This is a genomic window from Pseudomonas sp. St316, from assembly GCF_018325905.1.
GTDB lineage: Bacteria > Pseudomonadota > Gammaproteobacteria > Pseudomonadales > Pseudomonadaceae > Aquipseudomonas.
Window position 1 is genome coordinate 281473 of record NZ_AP021901.1, and the last position, 11140, is coordinate 292612.

The 11140-nt window shown below is 61.4% G+C and carries 8 protein-coding genes; 2 read left to right on the plus strand and 6 right to left on the minus strand.

Annotation, left to right across the window (positions count from 1 at the left end; translation table 11 throughout):
* Positions 1-109 precede the first annotated feature (109 nt).
* The 5 genes from KI237_RS01285 to KI237_RS01305 form a co-directional block, all read right to left on the minus strand.
* Positions 110-574 (minus strand): SRPBCC family protein, encoded by a 465-nt coding sequence (locus KI237_RS01285; protein WP_212798463.1) that lies wholly within the window; start codon positions 572-574, stop codon positions 110-112.
* Between the two features lie 32 nt (positions 575-606).
* A complete protein-coding gene (locus tag KI237_RS01290; protein WP_212798464.1) occupies positions 607-4146 on the minus strand; it encodes a non-ribosomal peptide synthetase in 3540 nt (1179 codons plus the stop codon).
* A gap of 10 nt (positions 4147-4156) precedes the next feature.
* Complete coding sequence (locus KI237_RS01295; RefSeq protein ID WP_212798465.1) at positions 4157-5089, minus strand: diiron oxygenase; 933 nt, start codon at positions 5087-5089, stop codon at positions 4157-4159.
* Entirely contained in the window at positions 5086-5874 is a 789-nt protein-coding gene (locus tag KI237_RS01300; protein WP_212798466.1) for a DUF3050 domain-containing protein, read from the minus strand. The genes KI237_RS01295 and KI237_RS01300 overlap by 4 nt, the downstream gene beginning before the upstream one ends.
* 684 nt (positions 5875-6558) lie before the next feature.
* Positions 6559-7251 (minus strand): GntR family transcriptional regulator, encoded by a 693-nt coding sequence (locus KI237_RS01305; protein ID WP_212798467.1) that lies wholly within the window; start codon positions 7249-7251, stop codon positions 6559-6561.
* A 268-nt stretch (positions 7252-7519) separates the two neighbouring features.
* Here KI237_RS01305 and lapG point away from each other — a divergent pair, with 268 nt between their 5' ends.
* Together lapG and lapD are read left to right on the plus strand one after the other, a co-directional pair.
* Positions 7520-8143, plus strand: a complete 624-nt coding sequence (lapG, locus tag KI237_RS01310) for a cysteine protease LapG (protein ID WP_371856198.1) — start codon at positions 7520-7522, stop codon at positions 8141-8143.
* A gap of 14 nt (positions 8144-8157) precedes the next feature.
* The gene (lapD, locus tag KI237_RS01315) at positions 8158-10104 is read left to right on the plus strand and encodes a cyclic di-GMP receptor LapD (protein WP_212798468.1); all 1947 of its coding nucleotides are present in this window, start codon (positions 8158-8160) and stop codon (positions 10102-10104) included.
* 660 nt (positions 10105-10764) lie between these two features.
* Here lapD and KI237_RS01320 read toward each other — a convergent pair.
* Entirely contained in the window at positions 10765-11103 is a 339-nt protein-coding gene (locus tag KI237_RS01320; RefSeq protein ID WP_003196545.1) for a hypothetical protein, read from the minus strand.
* Positions 11104-11140: the final 37 nt, after the last annotated feature.

The window sequence follows — 11140 nt, forward strand, 5'->3', positions numbered from 1 at the left end:
GGAACCAAAACCGAGCGAGCTTGCTCGCGATGACGGCGGCTCAGCCAACATCACTGCCAGTTGACCCACCGCTTTCGCCATCAAGCTCGCTCCCACAAGGGAGTGGCGCTTACTTGAACATCCCCTGCACATTCCCCATCGCCTCATCGGCAAAGCCCTGGAGGAAATCCCTGAAGCCCGACGGCGTGTGGGCGTCGGTGTGGTCGGCGATGATGGTCCAGGTGGCGCGGCAGCGGTTGTCCGCCAGGGGCTCGACGCGCATGGCCGCCCACAGGTTGTCGATGCCCAGGGTGTTGTAGATCAGCGTCCAGGTCATGTGCATGGCCTGTTCGTCACGGCTGTTGAGCTGTTCCACCACCAGGTTTTGCCCATCGCGGAAGAACTTCTTGCGCAGGGACCTCACGCCCTGGCCGGTCATTTCGATACGCTCCAGGGCCGGGATGAAACGGTTGAATCCGCCAAAATCACCCACCACGTCCCAGACGCGCGCCGCGTCGGCGGGTACCTCCACCGAGGTTTCGACCTGGCAGGCATGGGGGTTCTTGATCAGGGTGTCGGGTTGAAATGCACTCATGGTCTTGCTCCTTGCTTTGGGTTGAGGGTGTTTCAGATGAAGTCGATGGCCTTGAGGTACTCGGCGCCGCGACGCAGCAGGGCCGGGGATTTCTCCGGGTAGCTGGCGCCCATCTGCCGCACGCCGGCGCGGGCGTTGTCATGGCTGATCAACGAGATATCGCCGATGTCTTCCTCGAAGCCATTGAGGTAGAAACCCAGCACGCCAAACAACGCGTTGTCGGCATCGACCCGCGCCAACTGCCGTTGCCACTCGGCGACGCTGACCAACGAAAACTCCCGGCCGCTGTCGCGGAACGACGCCACATAAGCGTCCCAGCTCAACGGCTGTGGGTTGTGCAGGTTGAACACCGCTTGCGTCGGCTGGTAACGGCTGGCGTGGAAGGCGATGAAGCGGGCCAGGAAATCCACCGGCATCAGGTCGAAATTGAGGGACAGCTCCGGCACCTGGCCGAGCTGGATCGAGCCCTTGAGCATCAGCATCAAGCGATTCTTGTGGGGCTGGCAGACCCCGGTCAGGCTGTTGAAACTGATGTTGCCGGGACGGAACAGATTGACCCACACCCCGCGATCCCGGGCGCGTTGCAGGATCCGTTCGCCGACCCATTTGGACAGGTTGTAGCCGTTCTTGATGTAGATCGGCGGCGTCTTGGCGGCAGGCTGTTCCAGCACTTGGCCGTCGGCGTCCAGGGCACTGGAGGCGGAAAGCGTGGAGACGAAGTTGAAGATCTTCTTGCTGCGCCCTTCACACAGGCGCAGGCATTCGAAGATCGGCTCCACGTTGTCCCGCGCCAGGGACTCGTAGTCGAGCACATGGTTGACGTGTGCGGCGTTGTGCACCAGCGCGCCGAAGGTGCGGTCGATGCGGGTGTAGATGTCGTCCGGCAGACCCAATTGCGGTTGGGTGATGTCGGCGGCATACACGCTGACGCGGTCCAGGTCCAGGTGAGTCAGGTGATTGTCCTGAAGGGCCTGGGAGAAGCGCTCGGCCGCGCTTTGTTCGGCGCTGGCGCGCACCAGGCACGCGACTTCGGTGGCGCCCCAGGCCAGCAGTGCTTCGACGATATGCACCCCGAGAAAACTGTTGGCGCCGGTCACCACCACCTTGTGCACATCACCACATTGGTTGATGGGCAGCGGATCGAGGTTGAGCTCGGCCTCGGCATCGATGAAGGCCTGGGGGCTGAGGATCGATGCACTGCTTTGCTCCGGGTCGTCCAGCAACTTCGCCAAGGTCATCAGCGTTGGCGCTTCGATAAAGCGATTGATCGACAGGCTGCGGCCGAACGTCTGGCGGATGCTCAGCAGCAGTCGCGACAACAGGATCGAATGCCCGCCGAGGTTGAAGAAGCTTTCGTCGGTGGCGATGTCCTCGACGGGCAGTTCAAGCAGCTCGGCCCACAGTTGCTGCAGTTGCGTCTCCAGGGCGTTTTGCGGCTGGCGGCGCTGGCCGTCGACCTGCACCTGCACCGCCATGGCGAGCAATGCCCGGCGATCGACCTTGCCGTTGCTGGTGTAGGGCAGGCTGGGCAATTGGACGTAGGCGGCCGGGTGCATGTAGTTGGGCAAGCTGTTCTGCACATGCTCGCGCAATGCCTGGAGGACGTCGCCGGAGCGCTCGGGATGAACCAGGAACGCCAGGATTCGCCGCCGTTCATCGACCCCCACCGCCACCTGGCGAAACAATTGGCTATCGCGCAGGCAGTGCTCGATTTCCTCGGGCTCGACCCGGAAGCCGCGGATCTTCACCTGGTTATCGCGCCGGCCACACAGTTCGATGCCGTTGTCGGTCCACTGGCCGATATCACCCGTGCGATAGACCCGCAGCGTTTGCCCGGTGGGCAGCGCCAGGTCGAGGTAACGTGTCGCGGTCAGCGTCGGGTCGTTCAGATAGCCCAGCCCGACGCCCGGGCCGGCAATGTACAACTCGCCGGGGACCCCTTGGGGAACCGGTTGCAGCTGTTCGTCCAGGATCAGCACCCGGCCATTGGCGATGGGCACGCCGAGGTTGCGGTTGTTGTCGCCGACGCCGAACGGTCGTGTGGTCGCCAGCACCGTGGTTTCGGTCGGGCCGTAGATATTGTGGAACTGGCACTGTGGCGCGAGCTGTTCGATCACGAACGGTTCGCAGACATCGCCACCAGTGATCAGGTGCGTCAGGCCCAACGGTGCATTAAGGGGCATGACGCTCAACAGCGCGGGCGGCAGAAAGGCGTGGCTGATGTGCTGCTGGTGAATCAACGCGACCAATTGCTGCGGATCGCGGCGTTGGTCTTCGCTGGGCACCACCAGCAGGGCGCCGTGGATGAAAGTTGGCAGTATATCGAGCAGCGACGCGTCAAAGTTGATGGTCGAAAACTGCAACGCCCGGCTGTCGCGCTGCAACCCGACGTAGTCGCCGTACCAGGCGCAGAAATGGCTGAGGTTGCGGTGGCTGAGCAACACGCCCTTGGGCTGGCCGGTGGTGCCGGAGGTGTAGATCGCCACGGCCGGTTCGTCGCTGTCCACTGTGCGGCGGATCAACGAGGCTGGAATGCCCGGCTTGGGGGGTGGCAACTGATGGACATTCAGCGTTGGCAATGCCAGGTCACCCAGGTCGCTGTCGCCGTCGTGCAGCAGCAGGTCTGCCTGGGCATTTTCCAGGATGAAGCGCCGACGTTGCGCCGGGTGCTGCGGGTCCAGCGGCAGGTACACCGCCCCACAGCCCAGCACCGCCAGGATCGCCGCATACAGGTGCGCGGACTTGGGCAGGCAGACACCGATCACCTTGTGGGAGGAAGGCTCGTGGGAGGAAGGCTTGCCCCCGATGAACGATGACGCGGCTTGCTCGGGAACTTCGGTGTCTTCATCGCGGGCAAGCCTTGCTCCCACAGATTCTGCTCTCCTTGCTCCTGCAGGTTCGGCGCCCTGCAGTATTTTCAGCATCGGCTCTTGCAACCTCAGCGCCAGGCGGCGCAAGGATTTGTAGTCGATGAGTTGTCCATCGACCCACAGGGCCGATTGCGTCGCGTCGTCGAGCATGCGCTGTTCGATGTTGTGCATCACCGGCACGTCGGCGGCGGCCAGCAGCCAGGGCACCGACGGCCGATTGAGACCATGCTCGAACGCCAGCGGCTCCAGCGCATCGAGCCCGAGCAGGGGTAGCTCGACAGCGTCAGCGTGCACGGTCGGCCAGTGATCGAAGCAGGTGTCGTCCCGCGATAGCTGGCTGACCAGCCGTGCGCCGGTCTCGACCACTGTCGCCAGGGTACGCAACCGCAGGGACTGACCGTTGCCATCGCGTTGTGGCGCAATCACCTCCTGGCATAACAGCCGCTGCGCGCCGTCGCGGAATATCACCACCGGTTGCGGCAATACCTCGCCGGGTAGCGTGCGCAGCGCAACGCGGACCTGGAGGCATGAGCGGGCCTCAATGGCCCACGGCGTCGTACCGTCGTCGATCAACAGATCGACCATGCCGTGGTTGGCCGGTGATTGCCGATCCACGAGGCCATGACCATGCTGCTCCAGTTCCCGGGCCAGTTCGGCCATGGCCTGGCTGGTGCCAGGCACTGCAATTTCGAGGCGTCTCATCGGAAGGTCCTCATGGGGTCAGGTAATCAGCGAGGGCGTCGCGTACGCAGGGGGACGCGAGCATCGAGCTGCCGCGGAAAAAGCGCGTGATGTTGCCCACCAATGGGTGAAAACGATTGATGGGATACACCAGTGCACTGGCGTCTTCACGCAGCGACTGGCGTACCGATTCGTCGACGGGCAGGTGCGCGATCAACTCGAAGTCGAACGCTTGCTGCAGATCGCTCGCCAGGTACTGGACGATGAAACCGTGCATCAAGTGCGCAATCGCCGCGCGGTCCTCTTCGGGCGCGGTGCGCCAGTAAATCTGCACCAGTCGCGTCCAGAAACCGGAGTGCCGGCCCTCGTCGAGCAAGTGATCAGCCATCAGCCCCTTGATCGAAGCCTTGACCGAGTCGTCCCGGGCGAAGGCCGCCACTTCGTTGGTCACGGTGTTCTCGGCGATGGCGATGCAGATCAGTTCCACGGCGCTGAGCAAATGTTCCGGCGCCTGGGCCAGGGTCGCGGGTATCGCGCGGCTGAGTTCGATCTGCCCAGGCAACGGGATCGGTGCGATGCCGGTCATGTCGATGGTCTGCTGCATGAAGTCCATCGCCACCAGCGCGTGGTAATCCTCGTCCACCACCACGGTCATCGCGTCGTAGCGGCAAGCGAATGGGAATTCGATGCCGAAGCGGTTCTTGGCGATGCGCCGGGCGGTGTGGTCCACCAGTTCGGTCTCGAAAATCACCACGTCGTTGATGAACTTGTAGAGGCTCTGCACCAGCACAAAGTCGCGCAATTGCGGGCAGTGGCTGAGGAAGGTCTGGCTGTGTACCAGCGGCTGGCGGCTCATCGGGAAGATCAGCTTGTCGTCGTCTTCAACCCGCCGCCGTGGCCGGGTGCGGATCGTGGCGCGGCTTTCCCAGGCGTCGGCGAAGGATTGGTATTCGGCGGCGTTCATGGCGTCACCTGTGCAACCGGCTGGGCCATGCTCTGGCGCAGGCCGTCCCACAAGGCGGCGCGGCTGTGGACGGCGGCGAGCGCGGCGGCCAGGACTTCGGTTTCGCGCTGCGGGTCGCCATCGATCAGCCGGGCCAACAACTTTTCTGCCGCCGGGCCATGGTCTTCGGAGTCGACTTCGATGTGCCGTTGCAGGTAATAACGAAAGGTCGGCGCCTGATCCAGGCCAATGCCCCAAGCGTCGAGCATGCGCTGGAACATCTGCGGGATGACGCTCTCGCGACCGTGCACGAAGGCAGCGGCCACGCTGTGGGCCGGGGCGTTCAGGGCGGTGTGCAAGGTCTGGCGGACAAACCGTGCCGCCGCCGGTTCGACCTCGACGCTGTCCAGTGCAGTCTCGGGGCTGACGCCTTCCTGTTGCAGGGTGATGAATCGCTCGATTGCGCGGGTATCGGCGCCGATTTCCCGCATGGCGTCCAAGTACAGTTCGAAATGGCTGCAATAGCCGGCACCAGGACGGTCATCGGACTCTTCCCCCAGCACGATTTCATTGATCAAGCGTGCCGCGTGCGGGTCGGCCGGCGGCAGCCAGGGCAGGTGGACGCAGGTGAGCTCGCGTTGCAGCCGCTTGGTCAGCGACATGAAGTCCCAGACGGCAAAGACATGGCTTTCCATAAAACGGCGTAACAGATCGATTGATGTAATCTCGGAAAAAACCGGGTGTTGGCCAAGTTCGCTTTTTTGGAGGGATAGTTTTAGAGATAGTTGTTCTTTGGTTGGCTGCATCGGAACGTCCTCATCAATGATATTTGTCCGGAAGGTTGCTCGTTATTTAATTAAGGCGAGCGGGTGCCTGAACCGGAATCCATGAATTACCCAAGTGGCTTAAGTATTCGCTCTCAGTACGTGTTTTTGGCTTGTGGTGCCTGTATTCAAAGGGTTTGTAAAAAAGCGAAAGGGTCGCCAGTAACGCGACTAATAAAAAGCTAATGCATGAAACAAGTGAGCGGCAAGTACTTTTTTAATTATTTAAAGTTGGGGTTTTATTGGGTGCGAAGAGGGCTGTTAAAACTTTTTATATAAGTTTTATTGAGGCGAAGAAGCTCCTTCCGATTTAGGAGTATCAGAATCGAATAGTTCGAGTGAATGCCTCACTCGGAGCACTTCAGGGATCGGGGAGTTAAGAAGTTTTATGTTATGGGCAGGACGTCGGTCGGACATCCGATCATCCCGCCGGTTGGACGACGCTCCTTGCGTATTGGCTTCGATTCGTCTGGCCTCAGCCAGGCGTTGACTTCTTCAGGTCTGTTTTGAATCGACAAGCGCAAGAGTGAGCCCAAATCGATGGCAGTGCCATTGAACTGATGGGACGACGAGTCGCGGCCACGGCCAGGCCGCGCCGCGCAGGCGACAAGTGAGTCGGAAGGATATGTAAGAAATTTTTACGCTGGTCGGAGCGCCGATGTGGGATCAAAGATTCGACGGCTGTTCCAGGTACCGGCGCATGGTGGCAGAGGCTTTTTCCAGGTGCAGCTCCAGCAATACGATGGCCTTATCGATGTCCTTGGCACGCGCGGCGTCGAGCAGCGCGCGATGATCGTCCTGGCTCAACTTGCCCAGCCCCATGGATGACAGATGAAAGCGCAGGAAGCGCTCTTCTTCATTGAGCTCGCGCTCGATCAGGTCCAGCAGCTTGCTGTTGGGTGCCTTGTAATAAAGCGACATGTGGAACAGCCGGTTGAGCTTGCCGATCTCGGCGTGTTCGGTTTCCGTTTCCAGCTGTTCGATGTACTGGGCGGCCAGTGCCAGGTCGTTGTCATCGAGCAGCGGGATAGACAGGCGTAGGGCGAACGATTCGAGGACCGACCGCAGGGCGTAGGTTTCTACCGCATTGTTGGTGATCAATGGCGCCACCACGGCGCCCTTGTGCTGAACCACATTGAGCAGCGACTGCGCCTCGAGCTGGCGCAATGCCTCGCGCACCGGCATGCGGCTCACGCCGAACAGGTCGGCCAGTTCCTGTTGGCGCAGGGCGGTGCCGCAAGGCAGGCGCCCATCGAGGATGGCCTCGCGCAGAGACTCTTCGATGATCGAGCGTGCCTGGTCAGCCGGGATGGGTCCGTTGACCTGGATAGTGCTGAGTGGTTTGGGCTTCTGTGTCACGACAACACCTGACTGGTAGTAACGAAAATTGGATCCAGGCCAACGTTAGTTACAGATTGCCAAGCCGTCAAAATCTTGCGGCCCCGTTCCTGAACTAAAGTTTAGTCTGCTTGCGGTGATTGCAACCTGCCATTGTTTTTTACCGGGCCAGGCTTCACCATCCAACGAATTTCCAACGGCCCTTTTCGGACGTATTCCCTTGGCTGCACCTTTCCCTGTTCTCAGGTCCTTGCGCTGGCTGTGTTCGGCATTGTTGCTGGCCGGCCTGATGCTGGGTGGCTTGCAGGCTGACTGGGACTTTGCGCAGATCAGCCGACGGGCGCAAGCCTTATATGGGCCCTTGGGCGAAGGTCAGCAACGGATCGACGCATGGCAGCAACTGTTGGCGACCCAGAAACAGATCCCGGAACTGGAACAGCTCAAGGTGGTGAACCTGTTTTTCAACAAACAGGTGCGCTACGTGGAAGACATCGACCTGTGGCGCGAGGTCGACTACTGGGAGACCCCGATCCAGGCCCTGTGGAAGGGCGCTGGCGATTGTGAAGACTACGCCATCGCCAAGTATTTCAGCCTGCGTCATCTCGGGGTGTCCAGTGACAAGCTGCGCATCACCTACGTCAAGGCCTTGCGGCAGAACCGTGCGCACATGGTGCTCACCTATTACGCCACGCCCGAGGCGATGCCGCTGGTACTCGACAGCCTGATCGACGGCATCCTGCCGGCCAGCCAGCGAACCGACTTGCTCCCGGTCTACTCTTTCAATGCCGAAGGGCTGTGGCTGCCGGGTGCCAAGGGCAACAAGAAAGTGGGTGACACCAAGCGCCTGTCCCGGTGGCAGGATGTGTTGAAGAAAATGCAGGCCGAAGGTTTTCCGGTCGAGACGACTAACTAGGAGCGCGCGCTCAGATGTCCTTGTTCAAACAGCTGTTGATCGCTATCTGTCTGTTCCTGGTGGTTGCCTTCAGCGGCAGCTTCATGGTCAGCCTCGAGAGCTCGCGGACCCAGTACGTCAACCAGTTGCGCTCCCACGCCCAGGACGCAGCCACGGCGCTGGCGCTGTCGTTGACGCCGAACATCGACGACCCGGCGATGGTGGAACTGATGGTCAGCTCGATCTTCGACAGCGGCTACTACGCCAGCATCCGTGTGGTCGACGTGGCCACCGACAAGACCCTCGTCGAGCGCACCGGCACGCCGGACGCCGGCAGCGTGCCGCAATGGTTCGTCAAGCTGATCGGCCTGGAACCGGCCGGTGGCGATGCTATCGTCAGCCGCGGCTGGGAGCAGGCGGCGCGGGTCGAAGTGGTCAGCCATCCGATGTTCGCCCTCGCCAAGCTGTGGCAGAGCGCGTTGGGCAGCCTGGGTTGGTTGTTGCTGTGTGGCGCCGTGAGCGCGGTGCTGGGGGCCTTGCTGCTGCGTCGCCAGCTCAAGCCACTGGACTACATGGTGCATCAGTCCCATGCCATCGCCCGTCGCGAGTTCCTGAGCCTGCCGGAGCTGCCGCGCACGCCAGAACTGCGCCGGGTGGTGCAGGCGATGAACCAGATGGTCGAGAAACTCAAGGCGCTGTTTCAGGAGCAGGCCGAGCGTAGCGAGAAACTGCGGGTCGAGTCCTACCAGGACAACCTCACGGGCCTGGCCAACCGGCGCTACTTCGAAATGCAGCTCAATGCCCGAGTGAGTAACCCGGAGCAGGCCAGCTCCGGTTATCTGCTGTTGTTGCGGGTCAAGGACCTGGCCGGTTTGAACCAGCGCTTGGGTGGGCAGCGCACTGACCAGTTGCTCCAGGCGGTTGGCGAGCAATTGCTGCGTGAATGCGCGCGGTATCCGGAAACCCATAATCTGGTCACGCGCATTCGCGGCGGGGAATTCGCGGTGCTGGCACCTGGGCTGGTGCGCGAGGAAGCGCTGCAACTGGCGCAGAACCTCGAAGCCGCGTTGGCGAGCTTGCACGCCACCGGCGCGACGGATGTGGCGTCGGTGGCTTCCATTGGGCTGGCGCCATTCGTCCACGGCGACTCGCCGCAAGCGGTGCTCCAGCTCGGCGACCAGGCCCTGGCCCAGGCCGAAAGCCAGGGCGAACCGGGTTGGGCCTGCCTGGACCACAGTGCATCGGCCAGCGTCGGCGACGATCACCATGCCTGGCACACGCTGCTTGACCAGGCCTTGAATCATCAGCGTTTCGAGCTGTACTTCCAGCCGGTGGTGGCCGCCCAGGACACCCAAGTGGTGCTGCACTACAAAGTGCTGTCGCGGCTGCTCGACGAGCAGGGCCAGACGATCCCCGCCGGGCGTTTCCTGCCCTGGCTGGAGCGCTTCGGCTGGACCGCGCGCCTGGATCGCTTGATGCTCGAACAGGTGCTCAAGCAAATGGCCGGGCATGAGCAATCCCTGGCGTTGAACCTGTCTTCCGCCACCCTGGGTGACCCGCAGGCGTTGAACAAGATCTTTGAAATCCTGCGGGCGCATTCCAACCTTGGGTCGCGCTTGACCCTGGAGATTGGTGAGGAGCAATTGCCTGAGCAAGTGGTGCTGGAACAACTGACCCGGCAGTTGCGCGAGCTGGGGTTCTCGTTGAGCCTGCAGCGTTTTGGTGGGCGGTTCAGCATGATTGGCAACTTGTCGCGGTTGGGGTTGGCTTATTTGAAGATCGATGGCAGCTACATTCGTGCGATTGATCAGGAAAGTGACAAGCGCTTGTTTATCGAGGCGATCCAGCGGGCTGCTCACAGTATCGACCTGCCGTTGATTGCCGAGCGGGTTGAGACGGAGGGGGAGTTGGCGGTGATTCGGGAGATGGGGTTGTTTGGGGTTCAGGGGCAGTTGGTTGGGGAGCCTCGGCGGTGGGGGTGAGTTTGTTGACCTTCTGACCGAGTACATATCCATTGCTGCGGTAACGGCTGCTTAGGGTTCCGCCCTTACGGCGGCTCACTTTTTTTCAAACGCCAAAAAAAGTAAGCAAAAAAGGCTTGCCCCACCACTCGGTGCCTCGCTTAGGCTCGGCATGCCCGAACGAAGGCATTGCTCCGTGGGCCGCCGCGAAGGGCCCTCCATGGCCCAGCGCGGCTATCCCGGCATCCATGCCGGGATGCCCACTCCACAATGCCTGCGTTCGGCCAGCGTGGTTAACGGGGCCCCAAGATCAAAAGCTCGCGAGGCGGCCTTATAGCCGACCTGGTTCTTCCGGTCGTACACCAGCCAGACTTGTTTGAGCAGGACCTGTGGGAGCAAAGCTTGCTCGCGAGGCGGCCTGACAGCCGATCTGGCTCATTGTGGGAGCGAGCTTGCTCGCGAAGGCGGCGGCACATTCAGCATTGATGCAAACAGACCCACCGCCATCGCGAGCAAGCTCGGCTCCCACAGGGATCGGCGGTGGACACTGATCTTGTAAACTACCAAAAACCTATGTGGGAGCGAGCTTGCTCGCGATAGCGTCCGCCCAGACAACCCAAAACCAGTGGCGAGGGGATAAATCCCCTCGCCACAGGGGTCTGTACTCTGCCTGGAATGAGGCTAGATCAACCCTTTCTCATCATCGTCGATCAGCCGGCTCAACCCGCCCAATGCTTCCCGGGCCTGGGTACGATCCATCAGTTTGGCCTGGGCCGCTGGTGGCAGGTCGGTGACGCGGATGACGCCTTTGCTGGTCAGCACCTGGATCAAGTCATCGAGTACCCGGATCATCTCCAAGTCGCTCTGCTTGAGCTGCTTGAGGCTGTTTTCCACTGCCTGGTTGGCGAACCAGTCCTGGATCTCGTGGTTGTCGGCCGGCAAGGTTTCGGTGGCCTCGGCGTAAGCGGTGGCTTCTACGCGCACCAGCAGGCCTTGTGCATCGCGTTGCACATAAAACATCGGGCATCCCTCGTGTATGAAGCGGCGTCATGCTGGG

Excerpts from the sequence above, each read along its gene's own strand:
- KI237_RS01285 (WP_212798463.1), bottom strand. The coding sequence starts at position 574 with ATGAGTGCATTTCAACCCGACACCCTGATCAAGAACCCCCATGCCTGC.
- KI237_RS01290 (WP_212798464.1), bottom strand. The coding sequence starts at position 4,146 with ATGAGACGCCTCGAAATTGCAGTGCCTGGCACCAGCCAGGCCATGGCC.
- KI237_RS01295 (WP_212798465.1), bottom strand. The coding sequence starts at position 5,089 with ATGAACGCCGCCGAATACCAATCCTTCGCCGACGCCTGGGAAAGCCGC.
- KI237_RS01300 (WP_212798466.1), bottom strand. The coding sequence starts at position 5,874 with ATGCAGCCAACCAAAGAACAACTATCTCTAAAACTATCCCTCCAAAAA.
- lapG (WP_371856198.1), top strand. The coding sequence starts at position 7,520 with ATGCTGGGTGGCTTGCAGGCTGACTGGGACTTTGCGCAGATCAGCCGA.
- lapD (WP_212798468.1), top strand. The coding sequence starts at position 8,158 with ATGTCCTTGTTCAAACAGCTGTTGATCGCTATCTGTCTGTTCCTGGTG.
- KI237_RS01320 (WP_003196545.1), bottom strand. The coding sequence starts at position 11,103 with ATGTTTTATGTGCAACGCGATGCACAAGGCCTGCTGGTGCGCGTAGAA.